Source organism: Amycolatopsis sp. lyj-109 (assembly GCF_046548995.1).
GTDB lineage: Bacteria > Actinomycetota > Actinomycetes > Mycobacteriales > Pseudonocardiaceae > Amycolatopsis.
Map to the genome: position 1 here is coordinate 219,852 of NZ_JAJPWR010000007.1, position 22,224 is coordinate 242,075.

At 70.6% G+C, this 22,224-nt stretch carries 25 protein-coding genes and 1 tRNA gene; 16 read left to right on the forward strand and 10 right to left on the reverse strand.

Annotated elements, in window-relative coordinates:
* Nucleotides 1-29: 29 nt before the first annotated feature.
* Nucleotides 30-953, reverse strand: a complete 924-nt coding sequence (locus ACLJQF_RS17905) for an LLM class flavin-dependent oxidoreductase (protein WP_410610020.1) — start codon at nucleotides 951-953, stop codon at nucleotides 30-32.
* A gap of 74 nt (nucleotides 954-1,027) precedes the next feature.
* Here ACLJQF_RS17905 and ACLJQF_RS17910 point away from each other — a divergent pair, with 74 nt between their 5' ends.
* Entirely contained in the window at nucleotides 1,028-1,801 is a 774-nt protein-coding gene (locus ACLJQF_RS17910) for a helix-turn-helix domain-containing protein (RefSeq protein WP_410610021.1), read from the forward strand.
* Here ACLJQF_RS17910 and ACLJQF_RS17915 read toward each other — a convergent pair.
* Nucleotides 1,777-2,265 (reverse strand): DedA family protein, encoded by a 489-nt coding sequence (locus tag ACLJQF_RS17915; RefSeq protein ID WP_410610022.1) that lies wholly within the window; start codon nucleotides 2,263-2,265, stop codon nucleotides 1,777-1,779. The two genes, ACLJQF_RS17910 and ACLJQF_RS17915, sit on opposite strands and share 25 nt — an antisense overlap.
* Nucleotides 2,237-2,833 (reverse strand): class I SAM-dependent methyltransferase, encoded by a 597-nt coding sequence (locus ACLJQF_RS17920; protein ID WP_410610024.1) that lies wholly within the window; start codon nucleotides 2,831-2,833, stop codon nucleotides 2,237-2,239. Before ACLJQF_RS17920 ends, ACLJQF_RS17915 begins: the two co-directional genes overlap by 29 nt.
* A 133-nt stretch (nucleotides 2,834-2,966) precedes the next feature.
* On the opposite strand from ACLJQF_RS17920, the gene ACLJQF_RS17925 reads away from it, so the two are divergent.
* From ACLJQF_RS17925 to ACLJQF_RS17940, 4 genes are read left to right on the forward strand one after another with little or no spacing between them, the layout of a single operon-like run.
* Entirely contained in the window at nucleotides 2,967-4,085 is a 1,119-nt protein-coding gene (locus tag ACLJQF_RS17925) for a sensor histidine kinase (RefSeq protein WP_410610025.1), read from the forward strand.
* On the forward strand, nucleotides 4,082-4,738 hold the full coding sequence (locus ACLJQF_RS17930) for a response regulator (protein ID WP_410610027.1): 657 nt from the start codon (nucleotides 4,082-4,084) through the stop codon (nucleotides 4,736-4,738). The genes ACLJQF_RS17925 and ACLJQF_RS17930 overlap by 4 nt, the downstream gene beginning before the upstream one ends.
* A 46-nt stretch (nucleotides 4,739-4,784) precedes the next feature.
* Nucleotides 4,785-5,630: an alpha/beta fold hydrolase gene (locus tag ACLJQF_RS17935; protein WP_410610029.1), complete on the forward strand. Its 846-nt coding sequence runs from the start codon at nucleotides 4,785-4,787 to the stop codon at nucleotides 5,628-5,630.
* Between the two features lie 16 nt (nucleotides 5,631-5,646).
* Nucleotides 5,647-6,828: a PQQ-dependent sugar dehydrogenase gene (locus ACLJQF_RS17940; protein ID WP_410610030.1), complete on the forward strand. Its 1,182-nt coding sequence runs from the start codon at nucleotides 5,647-5,649 to the stop codon at nucleotides 6,826-6,828.
* A gap of 216 nt (nucleotides 6,829-7,044) precedes the next feature.
* On the opposite strand, the gene ACLJQF_RS17945 is transcribed toward ACLJQF_RS17940, so the two are convergent.
* Together ACLJQF_RS17945 and ACLJQF_RS17950 are read right to left on the reverse strand one after the other, a co-directional pair.
* Nucleotides 7,045-7,929: a serine hydrolase gene (locus ACLJQF_RS17945; protein ID WP_410610032.1), complete on the reverse strand. Its 885-nt coding sequence runs from the start codon at nucleotides 7,927-7,929 to the stop codon at nucleotides 7,045-7,047.
* A 150-nt stretch (nucleotides 7,930-8,079) separates the two neighbouring features.
* Nucleotides 8,080-8,808: an SDR family NAD(P)-dependent oxidoreductase gene (locus ACLJQF_RS17950; protein ID WP_410610033.1), complete on the reverse strand. Its 729-nt coding sequence runs from the start codon at nucleotides 8,806-8,808 to the stop codon at nucleotides 8,080-8,082.
* A gap of 30 nt (nucleotides 8,809-8,838) precedes the next feature.
* Between ACLJQF_RS17950 and ACLJQF_RS17955 the strand changes: the two genes are divergently transcribed.
* The 3 genes from ACLJQF_RS17955 to ACLJQF_RS17965 all read left to right on the forward strand — a co-directional run bounded on the left by ACLJQF_RS17955 (nucleotide 8,839) and on the right by ACLJQF_RS17965 (nucleotide 10,616).
* Nucleotides 8,839-9,351 (forward strand): isochorismatase family protein, encoded by a 513-nt coding sequence (locus tag ACLJQF_RS17955; RefSeq protein WP_410610034.1) that lies wholly within the window; start codon nucleotides 8,839-8,841, stop codon nucleotides 9,349-9,351.
* Nucleotides 9,348-9,743 (forward strand): NUDIX hydrolase, encoded by a 396-nt coding sequence (locus ACLJQF_RS17960; RefSeq protein ID WP_410610036.1) that lies wholly within the window; start codon nucleotides 9,348-9,350, stop codon nucleotides 9,741-9,743. The genes ACLJQF_RS17955 and ACLJQF_RS17960 overlap by 4 nt, the downstream gene beginning before the upstream one ends.
* Before the next feature lie 480 nt (nucleotides 9,744-10,223).
* Nucleotides 10,224-10,616 (forward strand): NUDIX hydrolase, encoded by a 393-nt coding sequence (locus ACLJQF_RS17965; RefSeq protein WP_410610037.1) that lies wholly within the window; start codon nucleotides 10,224-10,226, stop codon nucleotides 10,614-10,616.
* Here the strand turns inward: ACLJQF_RS17965 and ACLJQF_RS17970 are convergent.
* From ACLJQF_RS17970 to ACLJQF_RS17980, 3 genes are all read right to left on the reverse strand, one after another.
* Nucleotides 10,576-11,505: a GNAT family N-acetyltransferase gene (locus ACLJQF_RS17970; protein WP_410610039.1), complete on the reverse strand. Its 930-nt coding sequence runs from the start codon at nucleotides 11,503-11,505 to the stop codon at nucleotides 10,576-10,578. The two genes, ACLJQF_RS17965 and ACLJQF_RS17970, sit on opposite strands and share 41 nt — an antisense overlap.
* Before the next feature lie 32 nt (nucleotides 11,506-11,537).
* Nucleotides 11,538-12,131: a TetR/AcrR family transcriptional regulator gene (locus ACLJQF_RS17975; protein ID WP_308675190.1), complete on the reverse strand. Its 594-nt coding sequence runs from the start codon at nucleotides 12,129-12,131 to the stop codon at nucleotides 11,538-11,540.
* Between the two features lie 95 nt (nucleotides 12,132-12,226).
* Nucleotides 12,227-13,192 (reverse strand): acyl-CoA desaturase, encoded by a 966-nt coding sequence (locus ACLJQF_RS17980; protein ID WP_410610041.1) that lies wholly within the window; start codon nucleotides 13,190-13,192, stop codon nucleotides 12,227-12,229.
* Nucleotides 13,193-13,397: 205 nt separating this feature from the next.
* Between ACLJQF_RS17980 and ACLJQF_RS17985 the strand changes: the two genes are divergently transcribed.
* The 4 genes from ACLJQF_RS17985 (at nucleotide 13,398) to ACLJQF_RS18000 (ending at nucleotide 17,808) form a co-directional block, all read left to right on the forward strand.
* A tRNA-Gln gene (locus tag ACLJQF_RS17985) sits at nucleotides 13,398-13,469 on the forward strand.
* A 93-nt stretch (nucleotides 13,470-13,562) separates the two neighbouring features.
* Nucleotides 13,563-15,251 carry a diguanylate cyclase domain-containing protein gene (locus ACLJQF_RS17990; protein ID WP_410610344.1) on the forward strand — a complete coding sequence of 563 codons (1,689 nt, stop codon included), beginning with the start codon at nucleotides 13,563-13,565 and terminating at the stop codon, nucleotides 15,249-15,251.
* Nucleotides 15,252-15,358: 107 nt separating this feature from the next.
* Nucleotides 15,359-16,831: a bifunctional UDP-N-acetylglucosamine diphosphorylase/glucosamine-1-phosphate N-acetyltransferase GlmU gene (gene glmU / locus ACLJQF_RS17995; protein WP_410610043.1), complete on the forward strand. Its 1,473-nt coding sequence runs from the start codon at nucleotides 15,359-15,361 to the stop codon at nucleotides 16,829-16,831.
* Nucleotides 16,828-17,808: a ribose-phosphate diphosphokinase gene (locus ACLJQF_RS18000; RefSeq protein WP_410610045.1), complete on the forward strand. Its 981-nt coding sequence runs from the start codon at nucleotides 16,828-16,830 to the stop codon at nucleotides 17,806-17,808. The genes glmU and ACLJQF_RS18000 overlap by 4 nt, the downstream gene beginning before the upstream one ends.
* A gap of 81 nt (nucleotides 17,809-17,889) precedes the next feature.
* On the opposite strand, the gene ACLJQF_RS18005 is transcribed toward ACLJQF_RS18000, so the two are convergent.
* Both ACLJQF_RS18005 and ACLJQF_RS18010 read right to left on the reverse strand, forming a co-directional pair.
* Complete coding sequence (locus tag ACLJQF_RS18005) at nucleotides 17,890-18,531, reverse strand: NAD(P)-dependent oxidoreductase (protein WP_410610047.1); 642 nt, start codon at nucleotides 18,529-18,531, stop codon at nucleotides 17,890-17,892.
* A 99-nt stretch (nucleotides 18,532-18,630) separates the two neighbouring features.
* Nucleotides 18,631-19,725 (reverse strand): hypothetical protein, encoded by a 1,095-nt coding sequence (locus ACLJQF_RS18010; protein WP_410610346.1) that lies wholly within the window; start codon nucleotides 19,723-19,725, stop codon nucleotides 18,631-18,633.
* Between the two features lie 352 nt (nucleotides 19,726-20,077).
* Between ACLJQF_RS18010 and ACLJQF_RS18015 the strand changes: the two genes are divergently transcribed.
* From ACLJQF_RS18015 to ACLJQF_RS18030, 4 genes are all read left to right on the forward strand, one after another.
* Nucleotides 20,078-20,677, forward strand: a complete 600-nt coding sequence (locus ACLJQF_RS18015) for a 50S ribosomal protein L25/general stress protein Ctc (protein ID WP_410610049.1) — start codon at nucleotides 20,078-20,080, stop codon at nucleotides 20,675-20,677.
* 9 nt (nucleotides 20,678-20,686) lie between these two features.
* Entirely contained in the window at nucleotides 20,687-21,280 is a 594-nt protein-coding gene (gene pth, locus ACLJQF_RS18020) for an aminoacyl-tRNA hydrolase (RefSeq protein ID WP_410610050.1), read from the forward strand.
* Nucleotides 21,281-21,301: 21 nt separating this feature from the next.
* Entirely contained in the window at nucleotides 21,302-21,640 is a 339-nt protein-coding gene (locus ACLJQF_RS18025; RefSeq protein ID WP_410610052.1) for a DivIVA domain-containing protein, read from the forward strand.
* A 182-nt stretch (nucleotides 21,641-21,822) separates the two neighbouring features.
* Entirely contained in the window at nucleotides 21,823-22,179 is a 357-nt protein-coding gene (locus tag ACLJQF_RS18030) for a DivIVA domain-containing protein (RefSeq protein WP_410610054.1), read from the forward strand.
* Nucleotides 22,180-22,224: the final 45 nt, after the last annotated feature.

Below are 22,224 nucleotides of genomic sequence, written 5' to 3' on the forward strand. Positions count from 1 at the left end.
CCTACGTGCCACCCCCGACAGGTTTCCGATCACGGCTGGTCGCGCAGCAGTTCCACCACCTCCGCGAGGCGGGGCAGCTGCTCGTCGAACACCTTCGGGTCCGTGCTCGCGACGCGCAGCAGGAAGTGCTCCACCCCTTCGTACTTCCGCAGCCGCTCCGCCACTTCCACGGCACTGCCGGTCACCTGCATCTGGATGCCCTGGACGAAGCTCGCCGGCATCCCGTAGTTGCGCCGGCAGTACTCCTCCAGCAGCTCACTTCCGCGCGCCGGATCGTCCTCGACCAGGACCGTCGCGAACAGCGCCGGGGTCACCGGGCGTGACGCCGTGGCGCGGATGGCCGCCAGGCCCGAGCCGTAGTCCACGGGGTCGGGCGGGTAGGGCAGCCAGCCGTCGTACAGCCGGCCGGCCCGCTCCAGCGCGCCCGGCGTGTACGCCGCCAGCCACACCGGCGGGCCACCCGGGCGAGCCGAGGCGGGGAACACCGGCAGCGAGTCGTGGTGCAGCACCGAGCCGTGGAAGGACGTTGCGCCGCTCCAGGCCGCGCGCCAGAGCGCCACGATGTCGTCCAGCCGGGCCCGGCGGCGCGCCCACGGCACGCCCGCGAACGCGAACTCCGGCTCGCTGCGCCCGGAGAACCCGGCGCCGACGGCCACGGTGAGCCGTCCTTCGCTGAGCAGATCGATGCTGAGCAGCTGGTTCGCCGTCAGGATCGGGTTCCGCAGCGCCGGGAGCAGCGCCGACGTCCCCAGCGTCACCCGGTGCGTCCGGGCGGCGAAGGCGGCCAGGACGGTGAGGGCGTCGAGCGGAGCCCGCGCGAGGGTGTCGCCGACCCAGACCGAGTCGAGCCCGAGGCGTTCGGCTTCGACGGCGGTGCCGACCAGCTCGGCAGCGGTCCGCCCGGCATCGAGGATGGGCTGGTAGGTCGGGATGACCAGGCCGTAGTTCGTCATGGCCGAAGCGTCGCCGAACCGGGGTATGCCCTCAATTCCCCGCGGGGAATGGACCGGCCGAGCAGGATGGACCCGTGGACTTCGGAACGGCGCTCAAGGACTGGCGCACCCGGCGGCGGATCAGCCAGCTCGACCTCGCCCTGCGCGCGGGCACGACGCAGCGGCACGTCAGCTTCATGGAAAGCGGGCGTTCGGTGCCCGGCCGCGGCATGGTCCTGCGCGTCGCCGAGTCCCTCGAGCTGCCCCTGCGCGAACGCAACGGCCTGCTGCACGCCGCCGGCTACGCGCCGACGTACCCCGAAACGCGGCTCGACGACCCGGCGATCCGGCCGGTGCTCGACGGGCTGCGACGGCTGCTCGACGGCCACCGGCCCTACCCCGCGATCGTCGTCGACCGCTACGGCGTGCTGGTCGCGGCGAACGACGGGTTCCGGCTGCTCACCGAGGGTGTGGCGCCGGAACTGCTGCGCGAACCGGTCGACACGTTGCGGCTCGCGCTGCACCCGCGCGGGATGGCGCCGCGCGTGGCCAACCTCGACGACTGGGCGCGGCACATCCTCGAACGCCTCCGCAACGACCTGGCCCGCACCCCGGACGACCGGCTGGCCGCCCAGCTCGCCGAGCTGGAGGGGTACCTGCCGCCGTCGTCCCCGCCGGGCCCGGAGCACCTCGGGTTCGCGGTGCCGGTCCGGCTGGCCACCTCGGCCGGCGAACTGCGGCTGATCACGGCGATCACGACGTTCGCGACGGCGGCGGACGTGACCGTGTCGGAGCTGAAGCTGGAGACGTTCCTGCCGGCGGACGCCGAGACCGCGGAACGGCTTCAGACCATCAGCGCCGTCGTGTGACCGACCAGCAGTTCCACGCTCGCCCACAGCACCGCCGCCGCCACGCTGCCCGCCGCGAACCGGCGGTACGGCATCGCCGCCGAGCCCGCGACGCGCGGCACCAGCGTCCGGAGGCCCGCCAGGCAGCGCCCCGCGACCACCGCCGGGACGCCGTAGCGCGCGACGGCCGTTTCCGCGCGCTCCCAGCGCTTCCGGCCGACGCGGCGGGACAGCCGCGGCCCCCAGCGACGTCCCTCGAGGTACGCGAGCTGGTCGCCGAGGACGGCCGCGGCGACGGCCACCACCCAAGCGAGTCCGAGGTGGAGCGTGCCCCGCTCGGAGAGGAAGCCCATCAGCAGCAGCGTCGACAACGTCGGCAGCACGATTCCCGGCAGCAGCGCGGTTTCCGCCGTGATGACCAGCGCGCAGACCAGGTAGACGACCACCGGGGGCGCGTCAAGCAGAGGCCGCAGCAGGCTGTCCACGCCGGGCCCTCCCCACCGCCACCGGCAGCGCCGCGCGGTAGACGAACGCGGGCGGCAGGTTGCCCCAGACGACCTGCGTGCGCTCCACGACCGCGAACCGGTTTCGCAGCGACGCGGCGAAGCGGCGGGCGGGTGGCGTCCAGGCCGCATGGGCGTACGCGAACGTCGTGAACCGGCCGTTCGGGGCGAGTGCTGCGGTGACCGCGTCGAGGATGTGCCGCTGCCGGATCGCGGTCATGGCCGTCCACGGCAGCCCGGAGACGACGACGTCGACGTTCGCCACGGCCAGGTGTTCCGCCGAGCCGGTGACGACGTCGACCTGGGGAAAGCGCTCGCTCAGGCCGGCCGCGAAACGCGGGTTGATCTCTATGGCCGTGAAGCGCGCTTCGGGGCGAAGCAGCGCGAGAACCGCTTCGGTGAACACACCGGTGCCCGGCCCGAGTTCCGCGACGCACGACGCGCGTTCCAGGCCGAGGCCCGCTGTCATCTCTTCGGCCAGCCGCGGCGAACTCGGCGCGATCGCGCCCGTCAGCACGGGGTGGCGGAGGAATTCCCTGGTGATCGACATGATCCCGACGCTAGGAACGGCGGGACCGGCCGCGAATCCGCCGGGCCGACCGGATTTGTCCTCCCAAGGGAGGACTCGATCGGGGCCGAAGGGATGACGACCCGGCCCCACCCCCGGCACTACGTTCGGTGGCATGGAACGACTCGTCGTGTGGATGCGCAGGCACCGGTGGACGGTGGACCTGCCGCTGTACGCCGTGTTCGTCTTCCTCGCGCCGAACTGGGTGGGCCAGGGTTCGTGGACCGTGCGGGCGATCCCGATGGTGTTCCTGCTCCCGCTGTTGGTGCGCCGCCGGTTCCCGCGCACCGTCGCGCTGCTGATCCTCGCCGGCACCCTGGTCGCGTACACCAACGAAATCTGGGCCTACGACCGCGGCCGCGCCGAGCTGGGCATGGCGGTCGTCCTCTTCACCCTCGTGCAGCGCGGCGACCGCCGGTCCGCCGCGCTGACCGCGGCCGCCATCCTGGCGCTCGACGCCTTGTGGGGGTTCAGCTGGGGCCCGTCGACCCAGAATCCGACCCTCACGATCGTCGCGATCGTTCCCCTGCACATCGCGGCCTGGGCGCTCGGAGAGTTCTTCCGCGCCAAGGGACAGCTCACCGCGGAAGAGGAGAAACGCGACGAAGCCCAGACCCGCGCGGCGGTCGCGGAAGAGCGCACCCGGATCGCGCGCGAGCTGCACGACGTCCTGGCGCACAGCATCAGCGTGATCGTGCTGAACGCCGAAGGGGCGAAGCTCGCCCGCCACCGCGACCCGGCCGCCGTCGACCGCACGCTCGACACGATCGTCCACACGGGCCGGGACGCGCTGGCCGAGTTGCGCCGGCTCCTCGAAGTCCTGCACGCCGGCCAGGCGGCGCGCACCCCCCAGCCGACGCTCGCCGAACTGCGCGACCTCGTCGACCAGTCCGGCCGCGACGTCACCCTCGACGTCACCGGCGACCCGGGCACCCTGCCCGCGAGCGCCGCGCTGCAGGCGTACCGGATCGTCCAGGAGGCACTGACCAACATGATCAAGCACGCCCCGTCCGACGCGACCGGCCGCGTCGGCATCACCTTCGAGCCACCGGAGGTCCGCATCGAGGTGACGAACACGGGCGGCCATTCACCCCCGGCGCCGGCACTGCCGTCGTCGGGCCGCGGCCTCGCCGGAATGCGCCAGCGTGTCGAGATGTACCACGGCGAACTGACAACCGGCTCGCTCCCCGGAGGCGGGTACCGCGTGTCCGCGAGCCTGGTGGTGAGCCCGTGACCACCCGCATCCTCCTCTGCGACGACCAGCAGCTCGTCCGCGTCGGCCTGCGCATGATCGTCGAAAGCCAAGACGACCTCACCGTCGTGGGCGAGGCCGCCAACGGCGAAGAAGCCATCACCCTTGCGCGGGAGCTCCGGCCCGATCTGGTGCTGATGGACGTCCGGATGCCGGTGCTCGACGGCGTCGCGGCGACCGCGCGGATCTGCGGCGAACTGCCGGAGGTGCGCGTCCTCATCATCACCACCTTCGACCTCGACGAGTACGCGTACGCCGCCCTGCGCGGCGGGGCCAGCGGGTTTCTCGTGAAGGACGCGCCCTCGGAAGAAATGCTCGTGGCGATCCGAGGCGTTCTGCGGGGTGACTCGATGGTGTCGCCGTCGGTCACGCGGCGGCTGCTCGACCGGTACCTCGCCGACGACCGCGACCCCGTGGACGTCGCGAAGCTCGGGGCGCTGACCGAACGCGAGAAGGACGTGCTGGGCCTCATCGCGCGCGGGCTGTCGAACACGGAGATCGCCGCGAAGCTGTACATCGGCGAGACGACGGTGAAGACGCACGTCGGGCGGATCCTGGGCAAGCTGCGGCTGCGCGACCGGGTGCACGCCGTCGTCTTCGCCTACGAGTCCGGGCTGGTGCGACCAGGTTCCTGATCACTCCCTATTAATCCCCTTGATGCGGAGGTTTAGAGTACTTTGCATGACGATATACAAGTCCGAAGCGGGCGCTGCGCTCCTCCGCGAGCGGTACCTCGACGCGCTCGAGACCTGGCCCGTCCCCCATGACCAAGTGCGCGTCCCGACGCCCGAAGGCGAGACGTTCGTCCTGGTCTCGGGGCCGGCCGGCGCCCCGGCGCTGGTCCTGCTGCACGGCTCCGGGAGCAACTCCGCGGAGTGGGCGGCCCGGATCCCGGCGCTGGCCGAGCGGTTCCGGGTGTACGCCGTCGACATCATCGGCGAACCCGGGCTGAGCGCCGAAGCGCGGCCGCCGCTCGACGGTGACCGGTACGCGCGGTGGCTGGAGGCCGTGCTGGCGCACTTCGGCGTCGGGCGGGCGGCCTTCCTGACTTCGTCGTTCGGCGGCTGGCTCGCGCTCGACTTCGCGATCCGGCGGCCGGAGCGCGTCGCCGCACTGGCGTTGCGGTGCCCGGTCGGCCTCGGCCCGATGAAGAAGGGGTTCGTCGTCAAGGCCGTCCTGCTGGCGCTGCTCGGCGAGAAGGGACGGCGGAAGGCCGTTGCCGGCGCGGTCGGGGAGCCTGAGTCGTCGCCGGTCGTGGCCCAGCAGCTGCTGGTGGCCGCGAACTACCGGTACCGCACCGGGCCGTTCCCCGTCTTCGGCGACGCGGCTCTGGCCGGGCTGACCATGCCGGTGTACGCCGTCGCCGGGGCCGATGACGCCATGGTCGACTCCGCGACGACGAAACGACGGCTCGAGGCGGCGGGCGCCGTCGTGGACCTGGTTCCCGGCACCGGGCACTACATCCCCGGCGAAGCAGACCTGGACTTCCTCACGCGCTCGGCGGCGAACGGCGATTTCACCACTTGATGGCAGGATGAGCCGTATGCGGCGTTCGCTGGGTCTCCTCGGTGCGGTGTCCCTGCTGGTCCTGGGCTGTTCGGGAGCGGCGAGCGAGCCCGTGCAGAGCGTCCCGCCGGCGGCCTCCCAGGCCACCGCGAGCGGGAAGTTCAAGGTCGAGACGGTGACAGCCGGCCTGGAGCACGGCTGGGACGTCGGCTTCCTGCCCGACGGCGGCATTCTCGTGCCGCAGCGACCCGGCAAGCTCGCGCTGATCCGGAGGGGCCAGGCCGCCGAGGTGCGTGCCGACTTCTCCGACGTCCTGGTCAAGGGCGAAGGCGGGTTGCTCGGGTTGGTCGTCAGCCCGGACTTCGCGACCAGCCGCGAGTTCATCACCTGCCAGGACCACCAGGACGGCGGCCGGGCCGTCGACATCCGGCTGGTCACCTGGAAGCTGGCCGCCGACGGCGCGAGCGCGTCGAAGGTGAAGGACCTGCTCACCGGGCTGCCGGTGAACCCGAGCGGACGGCACTCCGGCTGCCGGCCGACGTTCGCCCCGGACGGCGCGCTGCTCGTCGGCACCGGCGACACCGCGCGCGCGTCCATCGCGCAGGACCGCCACTCCCTCGGCGGCAAGGTGCTGCGGCTGGACGCGAAAACCGGGGAACCGTTGCCGGACAACCCGTTCATCACCTCGAACAACCCGCGCGAACGGCTGATCTACACCTACGGCCACCGCAACGTCCAGGGCGTGGCGATCCGGCCGGGCAGCGGCCAGGTGATCACCGCCGAGCACGGCCCGTCGTTCGACGACGAGGTCAACCTGCTGAAGCCGGGCGCCAACTACGGCTGGGACCCGTCGCAGGGCGGCACCGAAACAAGCTACGACGAGAGCGTGCCGATGACCGACCTCAAGCGCTTCCCGGACGCGGTGAGTCCACTGTGGACGTCCGGTAAGACCACCGAGGCGATCAGCGGCAACGCCTTCCTGACCGGCGCCCAGTGGGGCGCGAACGACGGCGCGCTGGTCGTGGTGGCGCTCAAGGGCCAGAAGCTGCTGCTGTACCACCTGGACCCGGCGGGCAAGGTCCTCGACGTCACGCTGCCCCCGGAGTTCGACGACCGGTTCGGCCGCCTCCGCGCGGTCCGCAGCGGCCCGGACGGCGCCCTCTACGTGACCACCTCGGACGGCACGGACGACAAGCTGCTGAAGGTCACGCCCGCCTGATCAGCAGGCCGGATCATGCGAAAAGCACGGCCACCGAGTGCCGTGGACACTTCCGCCGGGGTGGCGGTTCGCGGAACATGGTGAGCACCAAAGCTTTCGCCCGCCCCCGACGCGTGTTGGACGCGGTCCGAAGAAAGCGTTCCCGCGGCAGCATCGCGCCGGTCCCCGGGCGCCATCGCCGACCTGGCGACCCGGGGACCGGCATCCATTCCGGCCTCAGGCCTTGCCGGCCTTGAGCGAACCCTTCAGCGCCCCGACGGCGGTGGTCACGGCCGTGGTCGCGGCGGGCCAGTCGATGGTGTCGCTCCAGGACGCCATCACCGCGACGGCGTAGGTACCGGCCGCGGTCCGGACCAGCCCGGTGGTGTTGAGCACCCGCCGGGAATCGGAGCTGCCCCACCCCTGCTTCACCGCCCAGGCCGCGCCCGGGAACCCGCGCGGGATCCCGAAGTGCTGGTCGAACCCGTCGACGGCGGTGCGCGGGGCGTTCTCCATCGCTCCGGTGACGAACCCGCGTTCTTCTTCGGACAGCCGGGCGGTGATGTACCGGTAGATCGTGACGACGTCGGTGGGTGACATCCGGGTGGAGCCCCACTTGCCGGGGTCGGCCGGGGGCGTGGTGTGCGTGAGCCCGAGCTCCCTGACCTGGCGCCGGATGATGTCCGGCCCGCCGTTCTCCTGCCACAGGCGGCTGGCGACGCGATCGTCGCTGGCGGCGAGCATGCTGTGGACGGCCGTCGCTTCATCGCCGGAAGGCACTCCGGAACGGTCGATCAGGTCGAGGGCGATGAGCAGCTTCACCACGGACGCGGCGGGCTGCGGCTGGTCGGCTTTCCACCGCGTTTCCACGACGCAGGCTCCCAGGTCGACGATCTCGATCCCGAGCTGCGGCTCGTTCCCCGTGCTCAGCAACGCCTTCCTGGCTTCCGCGACGACGCTCGCCTGCTTGCCCGCCGGCTCGGCCGGCGGCGAACCGCACTGGGCGTGCCAGCTGTCGCTTCCGGAGTCGCTGTTGACGGCGATCGCGATGAGCAGGCCGCCGATCACGATGACCACGGCGATCCCCGCGAGCACCTTCACGTTGTTCAGTCGCTCGAGCAACAGTCCACCTCCGCCGGATCTTGAGGAATCCGAAGCTATTGCGGAGGTGATCTGCGGGTATCGCCCGATGGGCCGGTCAGTTTTGGCCATCCGGTGGACAACCGCGCCCCGGAAAGCGCTCACCTCGGCCGAATGGCCGATGTGCCGGGCCTATTTGCCCAGGTAAGCCCCGCCGTTGACGTGCACGACCTGCCCGGTCACGTGCCCGGCGGCAGGGCTCGCCAAGAACGTCACCACGGCGACGACGTCGTCCGGCGTTCCCGGGCGCTTGTTCATCGTGTTGCCGATGAGCCAGTCGCGACGCTGGTCGCTCAGCTGCCCGTGGAAGAACTCGGTGTCCCCGATCAGGCCCGGCGCGACGACGTTCGCGGTGATCCCGCGCGGCCCGAACTCCCGGGCCACGCTCGCGTTCCAGGCTTCGACAGCCGCCTTCGCGGCACCGTAGGACCCGGCTCCGGTGTGCGCGGCGATCGAGCCGATGGTGACGATCCGCGCGCCCTCGGCGAGCCTGTCGCGCAGCGCGTGCGTCACCAGCGCGGCACTGACCACATTGGACCGCAGGTTCCGCTCGAACGCCGCCGCGAAGCCGGCCAGGTCCGCTTCGCTTCCGCCGTCGAGGAAATCCGTGTTGCCGCCGGCGTTGTTGACGAGGACGTCGACGCGATCCGGCAACTCGTCCAGTGCGGCTTCGACGGCCGCGGGGTCGGCGGCGTCGAACACGACGGGCCGCGCGCCGGCGAGCGTCGCGGCTTCGGTGAGCACCTTCTCCCGGCGCCCGGTGATCGTGACGCGCTCGCCGGCCTGCGCGAAGGCCGCCGCCACGGCGTAGCCGATGCCCGTGCCGCCGCCCGTCACCACGATTTCCCTGTTGTTCGCCATGAACCCGACCCTAGCGCCTAGGATCGGGGGATGAGCAAGATCGACCCGGCCACGTCCGCGCTTGTGCTGATCGACCTGCAGGAACGGGTCGTGGCGCTGCCCACCACGCCGTACAGCGGCGAAGAAGTCGTCGCGAACGCACTGCGGCTGCGGGAGGCGTTCCGCAGCGCCGGAGCGCCGGTGGTGATCGTGAAGGTGTCCCGCCCGGACAACCCGCCGGGCAACGAGCTGGTCTTCGAAGCCGGCGACGACAAGATCGTCACGAAGTACACGATCGGCGGCTTCGCGGGCACGGACCTCGACGAGTTCCTGCGCGGCGCGGGCGTCCGTACGGTCGTTTTCAGCGGCATCGCCACGGAATTCGGTGTGGAGTCGACCCTGCGCGCGGCCTCGGACCACGGCTACGACACGGTCGCGGTGTCGGACGCGATGACAGCGCTTTCCGCCATCTCGCACGAAAACGCCGTCACGAAGATCTTCCCGCGCCTGGGCACGGTCGTGACGACCGATGAAGCGCTGGCGGCGCTGGTGGCACCGGCGTGATCGACAAGATCGCCTGGATCCACGTGTCGGACGGCCGCATCCTGGCGGCTCGCTCGCGCGGCAAGGACAAGTTCTACCTGCCGGGCGGCAAGCGCGAGCCGGGCGAGACCGACGCCGAGACGCTGGTCCGGGAGATCCGCGAGGAACTCGGGGTGGCGATCGACAGCGGCTCGATCACCCCGGCCGGCACGTTCGAGGGCCAGGCCCACGGCCACGCGGAGGGCACGGTCGTCCGCACGACGGCCTACTCGGCGGAGTACGAAGGGACGCCGCGGGCCTGCGCGGAGATCGAAGAGATCGCCTGGCTCGGCTACGCGGACCGGCCGCGGGTTTCCCTGGTGGCCCAGCTCATCTTCGACCACCTGCACAACGACGGCCGGCTGCGATCATGAGCGGTGTGCAGATCAGGAGAAAGGGCGATGCCGCCTAGTACTACAGGGACAGTTGCCTACGGCCGGGCTGAGGCCGTTCGGTGGCGAGCGGATCGCCCGAGCGGCCAACACGACACCCGCAACGGCCAACTCGCCCGGGTTCTCCAACGTGTTGGCCGTTCCGGCCGCCGAGTTGGCCGCTCCGGCCGCCGAGTTGGCCGCTCCGGTCGGCACGAACCCCGAAAGGCCCCTCAGTGCGTCAGCTGCGAGGAAGGACCCGGGCTGCGCGACCAGGCTTTTTCCCGCCAGGAAGGCGATCTAGCCCTGTAGTACTAGGCCGCGCGCCGGCACCCCGCACCGCCCGGCCAAGCCGATCCCCGGCTTTTCCGCGCGGGCACGGGCCGGGATCGCCCGTCTCGAGCGCGACCGGTTATCGCCGGGCGCCGTGGCGCGGGTGCTGCGCAACCGGACGAACGCCGGTGACGACGAAAGAGGACCGCGATGATCGACAAGATCGCCTGGATCCACCTGCTGGAGGGCCGGATCCTCAGCACGCGCTCGCGCGGCAAAGACGTCTACTACCTTCCTGGCGGCAAGCGCGAGCCCGGCGAAACGGACCGCGACACGCTGGTCCGGGAGATCCGCGAGGAACTCGACGTGGCGATCACACCGGAGTCGATCGCCGCGGCGGGAACGTTCGAAGCTCAGGCGGACGGCCACGCCGCAGGCACGCTGGTGCGGATGACCTGCTACACCGCCGGCTACCGCGGCACCCTCAACGCGAGCAGCGAGATCGAGGAGATCCGCTGGCTCGGCTACGCCGACCGCGACCGGGTGTCCGCGGTGGACCGGCTCATCTTCGATCACCTTCGCGAGGCCGGGCGGCTGCGATGAGCGGCGCGTCCCGCGAAAACGCCCGGAACCCCGCGCGGTAGTACAACTCCCGCGCCGGTGCCGGCTCGCCCATGCAGGCGACCGTCGCGTGCCGGGCGCCCGCCGCGACGGCCAGGCGCATCCCGTGCAGCAGCACCGCGTGCGCCAGACCCTGGCGGCGGTAGCCCGGGTGCGTGCCGACCGGCTCGAACTCGACCGTCTCGTTCACCTCGTCGAGCCACATGATCGCCGAGCACGCCATCGTGCCGTCCGGGGCCTCCACCAGGACGTGCAAATCGCCGCGATAGCCCGGCGCCTGCCGCAGGCCCTCGTACGACGAAGCTGTGTACGACGTCGGCGTCCACGCGTCCACATGGGCCTGGACCACGGCCTCCGGCGGAACCTCCGCGGCCGTGCGGAAGGAGAACCCGGCCGGCAGCGACGGCTCGGCCACGTCCGTGAGGTCGCGCTCGTTGAGCTGCGACCACGCGTCGGGTGCGTCGGGTTCGTAGCCGTGCGCGGCCCACCGCCGCAGCGCGAACTCGTCCGCCGCCGCCGGCAGCACGGTGCGCTCGAGGCCGGCCGCCGTCGTGTCGTACCAGCCGATCACGTCGTCGACGAGCTCCGCGTGGCCGGGATGCACCTGGTACGCCAGGTACGCGCCGGTGATGTCCTTGACCGAACCGTCGTTCCGCTTGACTCTGCGCGGCAGTTCGGCCTGGCCCCACGCAACGAGCTCGCCGTCCGAAAACCACAGCCGGCTCTCACCGCCGCCGCGGGTCCGGCCCCAGTTCCACGCCAGCTCGCCGAACGACGCGTCGGCGTTCACCAGATCGGGGCGGGTGGCGGTGATCCGCTGCGCCAGACCCTGCATGAGCCGCACGTCGGCGGCGGTCGGAAACTCGGCCATACCCACCACTGTGGCAGGGCCGTCGAGCCGATTTAAGCCAGCCGGAGCTTGGGCTTGTGCTCCAGGTGCGACAACCCGTTCCACGCCAGGTTGACCAGGTGCGCCGCCACCTCGTCGCGCTTGGGTTTGCGCGCGTCCAGCCACCACTGGCCGGTCAGCGCCACCATGCCCACCAGGGCCTGCGCGTACAGCGCGGCCAGCTTCTCGTCGTAGCCGAGCGATCCGAACTGCTGGGCCAGGATGTGCTCGACCTGGCTCGCGATGTCGTTCAGCACGGTGGAAAACGTCCCCGTCGAGCTCGCCACCGGGGAGTCGCGGACCAGGATGCGGAAGCCGTCGTGGGAATCCTCGACGTAGGACAGCAGCGCGGTCGCCGCCTGCTCCAGCATCACCCGCGGGTGGCCGCCGTGGAGGGTCGAGACCATCCGGTCGAGCAGCAGCTGCGTTTCGCGGTCGACGACCACCGCGTAGATGCCCTCTTTGCCGCCGAAGTGTTCGTACACCACCGGTTTCGACACGTTGGCGCGGTGGGCGATCTCCTCGATGGACGTGCCGTCGAAGCCTTTCTCGGCGAACAGCGCCCTGGCCACGTTCAGCAGTTGCTGACGCCGCTCGGTTCCGGTCATCCGGACCCGGGTCACCGGGGCGGCCGGACGTGCCCCGGTGACCTGCTGCTCACGCTTCGAACGTCGTCTCCCCGCCATCGAAGCAGCCTAGTTGACTAGGCTTTTTCGGTGGTGATTCGGGCCAGACGCTGTGGCGTCGGCCAGCGGACGTCGTGCACCCAGCCGAACTTCTCGAAGATCCAGATCAGCCGCGCGGAGATGTCGATCTGGCCGCGCTTGACGCCGTGCCGCGCGGACGTCGGGTCGGCGTGGTGCAGGTTGTGCCACGACTCGCCGAAGGAGAAGATCGCCAGCGGCCAGAAGTTCGCCGACTTGTCGCGGGCCGCGAACGGGCGCTCGCCGATCATGTGGCAGATCGAGTTGACCGACCAGGTGACGTGGTGCAGCACGCAGATGCGGACCAGCCCGGCCCAGAAGAACGCGGTCACCGCGCCCCACAGCGACCACGAGATGAGCCCGCCGAGCAGCGCCGGCAGTGTCAGGCTGAGCAGCGCCCACAGCCAGAACAGGTCGTCGACCTTCTTGATCGCCGGGTCCTTCACCAGGTCCGGTGCGAAGCGCTCGGCGTTGGTCTGGTCGCGTTCGAACAGCCAGCCCATGTGCGCGTGCCAGAAGCCCTTGGCGATGGCCCACGGCGAGGTGCCGAACGCCCACGGCGAGTGCGGGTCGCCGTCGCGGTCGGAGAACGCGTGGTGGCGGCGGTGGTCGGCGACCCAGGTGATCACCGGGCCCTGCAGGGCGATGCTGCCCGCGATGGCCATGAACACGCGCAGCCACTGCTTGGCCTTGAACGAACCGTGCGTGAAGTAGCGGTGGTACGACACCGTGATGCCCAGCCCGCTGATCGCGTAGAACAGCACGAAGACGCCGACATCGACCCAGCTCAGGCCCCAGCCCCACGCGAACGGCACCGCGACCAGCAAGGCCACGAGCGGCGCGATCACGCCGAAGTAGACCGACAGCTGCACGCCGATTCCGCGTGTTCCGTCGATGACAGGTTTGGGCCCCTTGGGAGCCTCCGGCTCCCCGGCGGACTGGGAGCGGTCGAGCGTGGCCGTCATACGCTTCACTTCTTCCTACGCAGGCACACCTTCTACCAAGGGCGCCCTAACCTACGATGCCGTAAGTTACGGTACAGGAGGTTCGGGCGGCTGGGGAGAGCCCGAACTCACACTGCTGTCCGGCAGCCGGGTACCCGGCGGAGGCGGGCATAATGCATCCCCCGCGCGGACGACACCCGATCGTCGCTATCCTGACCAGGATCGATCCGCCGTAGTGTAATCGGCAGCACTTCAGATTTTGGTTCTGACAGTTCAGGTTCGAATCCTGGCGGCGGAGCAGAAGGAACCGGAAACCCACGACACCGGGAGGTTGGCGCTGTCCGACGAGGCGACCGACCCGGTGACGGCCAGGCGGCCCGCGCTGGCCGAAATGTCCGACGCCTGGATCGTCGGGCGCGCGCGGGAGCTGAACGCCGCGGTCCAGCGGCACGAGTACACCCAGCAGCTCGAGATCGTCGCGATGATGGACGAGCTGCTCGACGAGACCCAGCGGCGCGGCGAGCCCCTGCTCGTGGCCCAGCTGCTGCGGTCGTCGGCGCTCGCCCGGCTGGCCACGAAAGGCCTGGCCGCGGAGGCCGAACCCCGGCTCGACGAGATGCTCGCGCACACCCGGCGGCACGGCATCGCGCTGCTCCGGGCCGACGCGCACGCCCTGCGCGGGCGCCGGCTGGTGATCGCCGCGCAGGAGGACGCCGCGCTCACCGAGATCGCCAGGGCGCTGGCCATCCTCGACGACTCCACCATCCCGGACCGCCAGGTCGGCCTGCGCAACTGGAACCGGCTGCTCTCCTCGACGCTGATCGACTGCTGGCTCGTGCTCAACCAGCTCGGCGTCTACGAGGCAGCCGAGGAAGCGATCGCCCGGGCCGCCACGGCGATCCGCGAGAGCGCGAGCCCGCACGACATCGCCCTGCAGCTGATCAACCGCATCAAGATGCTGCTCGGCTGGGGCCTGCGGCTGGAGCGCATCGACGAGTACGACGAGAGCGCCGAGAAGTTCCGCACCGCGGCGTCGATGGGTGCGGCCGCCGAAGGCCCGTTCGCCGAGTCGCTGTTCCCGCGCAAGGCGAACGTCGCCGCGATCGACCAGGTCGGCGTCCTGGCCGCGGCGCCGGCGCTGAACCAGCCGGGCGCCGAGCACGTCGAGCGGCTGCAGCACCTCTACACCGAGCGCGCGTTCGGCCACGACCGGGAGATCGTCGCGATCGCGCTGGCGCGCTGCCTGGACAAGGAGGGGCGCCGCGAGGAGGCCCTCTCGGTCCTGCGTGAGACCCGCCAGTCGATCTCGGACGACACCTCGCAGCCGTCGATGCGGCTGAACATCGCCCGCGAACTGGCCCGGCTCGACACGAGCCCGGACTCCGGGGCCGGCGAGTCGCTGATCGACTACGCGCGGCGCCTGGAGTCGGAGATGTGGAGCCTGCGCGAGTCGCAGATCGCCACGCTGAACGCCCGCCGCGAGCACGAACGGCTGTCCGCCGAGCACGGCGCGATCACCCAGCAGGCGCTGCAGGACCCGCTCACCGGCCTGCCCAACCGGCGCGCGCTGGACGAGAAGCTGCGTCAGCTCGCGTCGTCGGCCGACGCGCAACCGCTCGCGGTCGCGCTGGTCGACCTCGACGGCTTCAAGGGCGTCAACGACAAGCAGTCGCACGCCGAAGGCGACAACGTGCTGCGTGTCGTCGCGAGCACGCTTCGTGACGCCCTGCGCGGCGACGACCTGGTGGCGCGCTACGGCGGCGACGAGTTCATCGTCCTGCTCCCGGGCACACCGGCGTCCGCGGCGAAGATGGCGCTCGGCCGCGCCGTGAAGTCGGTCTCCAACCTGCCGCACCACCTTTCGCACGGCGTCACGCTGTCGATCGGGCTGGTGTCATTGCGGCCGCAGGAACGCGGCGAACAGGTCCTCGCCCGCGCGGACGCGGCCATGTACCAGGCCAAACGCGGCGGCGGCAACCAGGTGGCGTCGGCGAACTCGATGGCCGCCGACCCCGCCGCAGCATGGGCCGGCGAGGCCCCTCCCACCGACCCCGCGTGGGACGCCGACGACCACAGTTAGGATTGGCGCCCGACCAAAGCGCCACTTTCACGTGAAAGTGACCTGGAGGGTGCCTCCGGGTCACTTTCACGTGAAAGTGCCGACCGGAGCCATCGTTGGGAGCGCCGTTGACCGGCCCGCTGAGCACGTTGATCCTGGCCGCGGGTGAAGGCACCCGCATGCGTTCCTCGACGCCGAAGGTGCTGCACCCGATCGCCGGGCGACCCCTGGTCGAGCACGCCGTCCGGGCCGCCGCCGGCCTGAACCCCGAACACCTCGTGGTGGTCGTCGGACACGGCCGCGAACTGGTCGGCGAGCACCTCACGCAGGTCGGGGCCGCGCTCGGGCGCACCGTGGGCACCGCGGTGCAGGCCGAGCAGAAGGGCACCGGCCACGCCGTGTCCTGCGCGCTCGCCACCCTGCCCGCCGACGTCACCGGCACCGTGCTCGTCAGCTACGGCGACGTCCCCCTGCTGGACACCGCGACCCTGGGCGCGCTGCTCGACGAGCACACCGAGGCGAAGAACGCGGTCACCGTGCTCACCTCGGTGGTCGCCGACCCGACCGGCTACGGCCGGATCGTGCGCGACGCGGCCGGCAAGGTCACCGGGATCGTCGAGCACAAGGACGCCACCCCGCAGCAGGCCGAGATCGACGAGATCAACTCGGGTGTCTACGCCTTCGACGCGGCGGTGCTGCGCGACGGCCTTTCGCGCCTCTCGACCGACAACGCGCAGGGCGAGCTCTACCTCACCGACGTGCTGGGCATCGCGAACGGCGACGGGCTGCACGTCGGCGCGCTGATCGTCGACGATCCGTGGCTGACCGAAGGGGTCAACGACCGCGTGCAGCTGTCGGTGCTCGGCGCCGAGCTCAACCGCCGGATCGTGCAGCGCTGGCAGCGCGAGGGTGTCACGATCGTCGACCCGGGCACGACCTGGATCGACGCCGGCGTGACCCTGTCCCGGGACGTCGTCATCGAGCCCGGCGTGCAGCTCAAGGGCACGACTTCGGTCGGCGAGGGCAGCACGGTCGGCCCGGACAGCACGTTGACGAACGTCACGATCGGTGCGGGCGCCTCGGTGGTCCGCGTGCACGGCTCGGACTCGGAGCTCGGCGACGGCGTCAACGTCGGCCCGTTCACCTACCTGCGGCCGGGCACGAAGCTGGGCGTCAAGGCGAAGCTGGGCGCGTTCGTCGAGACGAAGGCCGCCGACATCGGCGCCGGCACAAAGGTGCCCCACCTGACCTACGTGGGTGACGCCACGATCGGTGAGCACAGCAACATCGGTTGCTCCAGCGTGTTCGTGAACTACGACGGGGTGAACAAGCACCGGACCGTTATCGGATCGTATGTCCGGTTGGGCGCGGACAACACCTTCGTCGCCCCGGTGCACATCGGTGACGGCGCTTACAGTGGTGCGGGTGCCGTGATCCGCGAAGACGTCCCGCCGGGCACACTCGCGGTGTCGGCGCCGCCCCAGCGCAACATCGAAGGCTGGGCGATCCGGCGCCGGCCGGGTACGCCCGCGGCGGAGGCGGCCCAGGCCGCTCTCGACACCGATTCAGCAGCAGGAACCGACGGGGAGTCGCCAGCATGAGTCCGAAGCAAGGGACGCCGAAGAAGAACCTGATGCTCTTCTCCGGACGCGCGCACCAGGAGCTCGCCGAAGAGGTGGCCCAGCACCTCAACGTCACGATCACCCCGCAGACGGCGCACACGTTCGCCAACGGGGAGTTGTTCGTCCGGTTCGAGGAGTCCGTCCGCGGGACCGACGCCTTCGTCATCCAGGCGCACACCACGCCGATCAACGAGTTCGTGATGGAACAGCTGATCATGGTGGACGCGCTCAAGCGGGCGAGCGCGAAGCGGATCACCGTGGTGATGCCGTTCTACCCGTACGCGCGCCAGGACAAGAAGCACAAGGGCCGCGAGCCGATCTCGGCCCGGCTGATCGCGGACCTGTTCAAGACCGCGGGTGCCGACCGGATCATGACGGTCGACCTGCACACCGCGCAGATCCAGGGCTTCTTCGACGGCCCGGTCGACCACCTGATGGCGCAGACCGTGCTGGCCGACCACATCAAGAAGACCTACGGCGACGCGGACATCACGGTCGTCTCGCCGGACTCGGGCCGCGTGCGGCTGGCCGAGAAGTGGGCGCAGACGCTGGGCGACCGCCCGATAGCGTTCATCCACAAGACGCGCGACCCGGACAAGCCGAACCAGGCCGTGGCCAACCGCGTGGTCGGCAAGGTCGAGGGCAAGCTCTGTGTCCTGATCGACGACATGATCGACACCGGCGGCACGATCGTGAAGGCGACCGAGGCCCTGATCGACGAGGGCGCGGCCGACGTCGTCATCGCGACGACCCACGGCATCCTGTCCGACCCGGCGACCGAGCGGCTCTCGCAGTGCAAGGCGCGCGAGGTCATCGTGACGAACTCGCTGCCGATCCCGGAGGAGAAGCGGTTCCCCGGGCTGACGGTCCTGTCGATCGCCCCGATGCTGGCGGAGGCCATCCAGCAGGTCTTCGAGGACGGCTCGGTGACGTCGCTCTTCGACGGCAACGCCTGAGTCCCAGCCCTGCCGCACCCGTCGTGAGTGGTAATTAGGGTTAGAACCCTAGTTACCACTCACGACAAGCTGCGGCAGACTTCAGTAGGCGACGGTGAAGCGCGCGCGGCGGTGCTTCGGCTGCTCGATCTCGTCGACGTAGGCGATCGCGAAGTCGTCGCCGCCGATGTGCGACTTGCCGTTCTCGTCGGTCACCAGGACGTCGCCGCCGATCCGGAACTCGCCCTTGCGCTCGCCGGGAGTCCACGAGCCGAACTCGGCGGCGGGGCTGACGTAGAACCAGTCGAGGCTCTCGGGCTGCTCGCGCAGCAGGCCGAGGACCTCGGCGTGGTTGCCGGCCTCGTCCTTGTACTCGGCCGGGAACTCCGGGGTGTCGAACAGCCGCGGGCCGCCCTCGGCCACGTGCAGGCTCGCCGCACCACCGACGAACGACAGCCGGACTTCGTTCTCCCGAGCGATCCGCGCCAGGGCCGGCACGGCGTCGATCAGCTTCTTGCCGTCGATCTCGCGGGCCGGGGTGGCGACCACGATGACGTCCGCACCCTTCGCGACCTGCGCGACGAACTCCTCGTCGTGCAGCGAACCCTCGTGCGCATCGACGCCCTCGGGGACCGAACCCGCGTTGCGCGCGACCCCGACGACGTCGTGCCCGCGCCGCAGCGCCTCGGCGCCGATCCTGCCTCCGGCGTACCCCGTCGCCCCGAAAACCACCAGCTTGGCCATGCGATCTCCTCGTTCGTAGTCGGCCGTTCACGGCCGATGCTAGGAACGGAAGATCACCTACTTCAACGGAAGCAACACACCTGGGGGTAGGTGTCCAGGTCAGCCGCCCAGGCCGGCGAACTCCGCGGCGACCTTCTGCTTGACCGCGTTGACGTCGAGGCCCGCACGGACCTCCGCCGTCGCGTTCGGCTTGGAGAGCACCTGGTAGCTGGCCGTGCGGTTGGGCAGCTTGAACTTCACCGCGCAGGACAGCTGGATCGTCTTGTACGGCTCCGCGTCCCCGGCCGTCGTGCACGTCTGCGCCCCGAGCGACTCGGCGCTGACCTCCACCGAGAGGGTGATGTGGACGACGCTCTTCTCCCCCGACGCCGGCGTGCCGACGACGCTGTTGGAGACGTCGACCGTCGTCGTGCAGGAGCCGACGAAGTCCTTGCAGTCGAGGTGGTCGTTGGTGACGACGGCGCTGGCCTGCACCAGCCCCTCGAACGGCTGCCCCAGCCCGCCGACGGCGGCGTCGAGGTCGGTGTGGAACGTCTTGACCGCGTCGCCGGTGAGCGCGGCGACCTGGAACTCGGTGCCGTACTTCGGCCCGTTCTGGGGGTCGAGCAGCGTCGGGGCGAAGCTGACCACGCGGTTCGGCTTGGCCGTCGTGACGCGCAGGACGCTCGGCGCGGCGCCGAGCTGGTAGACCTCGGTGCCGTCCGGCAGCTTCGCCTTGACCGGCTCGCTCATCCGGTCGAGCCCGGCCAGCGCCTTGCGCAGGCCTTCGGCGAGCGCCGGCGGCGAGAACCGGGCCGCCGGGTCGAAGGGCAGTTCGGAGCCGAGCGAGCGCACCCAGCTCGTGCCGAACTGCGTGCCCTCGTCGATGGCGTGCGCCTTCCAGTAGTCGGCGTCGGCCTGCAGGTAGAACTGGCCGGCGGCGACCGTCACCTGGACGAACCGGCCTTCCAGCGGCAGCGCGCCGGCCGCGTAGCCACCGCGGGTGATCCGGAACTGCTGCTCCGCGCCCTTGACCGTGGACTTCAGCGCGATCGCGGGCGCCTGACCCAGCGCCGTGAGGGCCGCATCGACCGCGACGCGCTGCTCCGCGCGACGGTCGGCCGTCGCCTGATCCGCCGCGGAGACACCGGCGGTGCCGGCCACTGCCACCTGGCAGCCCGCCAGCAGTCCACCCAGCAGCAGCACCGCCGCCACCTTGCTCCACCGAGCGCGCATTTTCCCGCCCCCTGCTCTCCCGCTACCGAGCACACCTCGGCCGGCGTCGAATCGCCACCGGATTTGTGTCGTCACGTACCGGGGTTCCAGGAGGGTTCTAGCGTGGGCCGGGCACCCGCCGCAACCCACCGTGATGAGGTTGGTTTACACTCTTGAGGTTGTCTCGGCGAGGCGGGGCCCTTCTGGGGTGCCCGGCGTGATCGACGCGGCGGCTCGAGTAGCCCCCGTCGTCGTGCACGCCCGGAAACTCGCCGCCGAAACTTCCTTGAACAGAACATAACGGCTTCTCCCGGCCGCAGCATGCTGTCTTGATTTGAAGGAGTGCAACACCGTGTCCGAGGTACGTCTGTCCGTCGAGCCGCGCACCGAGTTCGGCAAGGGCGCCGCGCGCCGCACGCGTCGCGCCGGCAAGATCCCCGCCGTCCTCTACGGCCACGGGTCGGACCCGCGGCACTTCGCGCTGCCGGCGATCGAATTCGCCCGCGTCGTGCGCGAGAACGGCTCGAACGCCGTCATCACGCTGGACCTGGAGGGCTCGATCGAGCTGGCCCTGACCAAGACCATCGTGGTCCACCCGCTGAAGAACTACATCGAGCACGTCGACCTGCTGGTCGTGAAGCGCGGCGAGAAGATCGTCGTCGACGTCCCCGTCGTCGTCACCGGCAACCCCGGCCCCGGCGGCCTGGTCAACCAGGACGTCGACACCCTGCAGGTCGAGGTCGAGGCGCTGCACATCCCGGAGCAGTTCGAGGTCTCGATCGAGGGCCTCGAGATCGGCTCCCAGGTGCTGGCCGGCCAGGTCCAGCTGCCCCAGGGCGCGACCCTGGTCACCGACCCGGAGTCGCTGGTCGTGGCCGTCAACGAGCCGCAGCGTGAAGAGTCCGACGACGACGCCGAAGCGGGCGACGAGTCGGCCGAAGCCTCCGAATAGCATCACCGCATGACCGAAGATGTGCCCGGGGCCGGCGAGCTGATCCTGCTCGCCGGCCTTGGCAATCCCGGACCCCAGTACGCCGGAAACCGGCACAACGTCGGGTTCATGGTGCTGGACGAGCTCGCCGCCCGCGTGGGCGGCAAGTTCAAGACGCACAAGACCGGCGGCGAGGTCCTGGAAGGCCGGCTGGCGGGGCGCCGCGTGGTGCTGGTGAAGCCGCGTTCGTACATGAACCTCTCCGGCGGCCCGGTGGTCGGCGCGGCGCGGTTCTACAAGGTCGAACCGTCCGGCCTCGTCGTGGTGCACGACGAGCTCGACGTCGACTTCGGCGCGCTGAAGCTCAAGCTCGGCGGCGGCGACAACGGCCACAACGGTCTCCGTTCGATCACGAAGTCGCTGGGCACCCGCGACTACTACCGGGTGCGGTTCGGCATCGGCCGGCCGCCCGGCCGTCAGGACCCGGCAGACTTCGTGCTGAAGGATTTTTCGACGGTTGAGCGCAAGGAACTCGCGTTGGAGGTGGACCGGTGCGCGGACGCGACCGAAGCGCTGATCGCCACCGGCCTCGCGGCCGCGCAGAACTCCTTCCACGCGGGCTGACATGGGTGGCGAGGTGAAGCCATGACCCCCGACGAAGTCCGGTCGATCGCGTTCGGCAAACCCCGGTTCGGCCGTCGCGGCTACGACGAAGACGAAGTGGACGCGTTCCTCGACCTCATCGCGGAGGCGCTGGCCGGGCGGAACATCCTGACGGCGGACGACATCCACTACGTCGAGTTCACGATCATGCCGGTCGGCATGCGCAGCTACGACCAGGCCCAGGTCGACCTGTTCCTCGACGAGGCCGAAGCGGCGCTGGTGGCGATGCGGACCCCGCCTCCTCCTCCGCCTCCGCCTCCGCCGACGGAGGTCGATGAGCCGCGGCGGCCGGAGGGCCCGCGGAAGTGGTTCGGGCGCTGACGGCGCTTCTCACGGTGTGAATCCGGCCACACAGCGCTCGGTAGCACACACTCACCCGAAGGCGGGCGCGAGGCTGCCCGTCGGGGTGAGGTTGGGAGCAGCCCCTTCCGGGGAGCCTGTCCACGGGTTAGGACGGTGTACGGGAGTTTCGCACCCGCCCACCCCCGGAATCGGAGAGTTCCATGTCGTTCACCGCCGAAGACCTCGCCGAGGTCACCTTCGGTAACGCCCCGATCGGCCGCCGTGGATACGCCAAGCACGAGGTCGACGCGTTCGTCCGGCGGATCGCCAAGACGCTCGCCGACGAGGACGACCTGACCGCCGCCGAAGTGCACCACGCGATGTTCGCGAAGCCGCTGATCGGCAAGCGCGGCTACGACGAGCGCGAAGTCGACGAATTCCTCGACACGGTGGAAGACCAGCTCGCTTCCCGCACCGGCCACGCCCCGGACCTCCCGGGCGCCCGCAGTTCTTCGGAGGCCACCGCCGAGCGCGCCACCCCGCCAACACTCCGCGCAGTCCGCGTCCAGCAGCGCTGAAGCGGGCACTTTCACGTGAAAGTGCCCCACCCTGGAGGCGGCACT

Bases quoted from the DNA above. Each gene is read 5' to 3' on its own strand.
- ACLJQF_RS17905 (WP_410610020.1), bottom strand. From the start codon at position 953: ATGACGAACTACGGCCTGGTCATCCCGACCTACCAGCCCATCCTCGAT.
- ACLJQF_RS17920 (WP_410610024.1), bottom strand. From the start codon at position 2,833: ATGTCGATCACCAGGGAATTCCTCCGCCACCCCGTGCTGACGGGCGCG.
- ACLJQF_RS17925 (WP_410610025.1), top strand. From the start codon at position 2,967: ATGGAACGACTCGTCGTGTGGATGCGCAGGCACCGGTGGACGGTGGAC.
- ACLJQF_RS17935 (WP_410610029.1), top strand. From the start codon at position 4,785: ATGACGATATACAAGTCCGAAGCGGGCGCTGCGCTCCTCCGCGAGCGG.
- ACLJQF_RS17940 (WP_410610030.1), top strand. From the start codon at position 5,647: ATGCGGCGTTCGCTGGGTCTCCTCGGTGCGGTGTCCCTGCTGGTCCTG.
- ACLJQF_RS17950 (WP_410610033.1), bottom strand. From the start codon at position 8,808: ATGGCGAACAACAGGGAAATCGTGGTGACGGGCGGCGGCACGGGCATC.
- ACLJQF_RS17955 (WP_410610034.1), top strand. From the start codon at position 8,839: ATGAGCAAGATCGACCCGGCCACGTCCGCGCTTGTGCTGATCGACCTG.
- ACLJQF_RS17965 (WP_410610037.1), top strand. From the start codon at position 10,224: ATGATCGACAAGATCGCCTGGATCCACCTGCTGGAGGGCCGGATCCTC.
- ACLJQF_RS17970 (WP_410610039.1), bottom strand. From the start codon at position 11,505: ATGGCCGAGTTTCCGACCGCCGCCGACGTGCGGCTCATGCAGGGTCTG.
- ACLJQF_RS17975 (WP_308675190.1), bottom strand. From the start codon at position 12,131: ATGACCGGAACCGAGCGGCGTCAGCAACTGCTGAACGTGGCCAGGGCG.
- ACLJQF_RS17980 (WP_410610041.1), bottom strand. From the start codon at position 13,192: ATGACGGCCACGCTCGACCGCTCCCAGTCCGCCGGGGAGCCGGAGGCT.
- ACLJQF_RS17990 (WP_410610344.1), top strand. From the start codon at position 13,563: ATGTCCGACGCCTGGATCGTCGGGCGCGCGCGGGAGCTGAACGCCGCG.
- ACLJQF_RS18000 (WP_410610045.1), top strand. From the start codon at position 16,828: ATGAGTCCGAAGCAAGGGACGCCGAAGAAGAACCTGATGCTCTTCTCC.
- ACLJQF_RS18005 (WP_410610047.1), bottom strand. From the start codon at position 18,531: ATGGCCAAGCTGGTGGTTTTCGGGGCGACGGGGTACGCCGGAGGCAGG.
- pth (WP_410610050.1), top strand. From the start codon at position 20,687: ATGACCGAAGATGTGCCCGGGGCCGGCGAGCTGATCCTGCTCGCCGGC.
- ACLJQF_RS18025 (WP_410610052.1), top strand. From the start codon at position 21,302: ATGACCCCCGACGAAGTCCGGTCGATCGCGTTCGGCAAACCCCGGTTC.
- ACLJQF_RS18030 (WP_410610054.1), top strand. From the start codon at position 21,823: ATGTCGTTCACCGCCGAAGACCTCGCCGAGGTCACCTTCGGTAACGCC.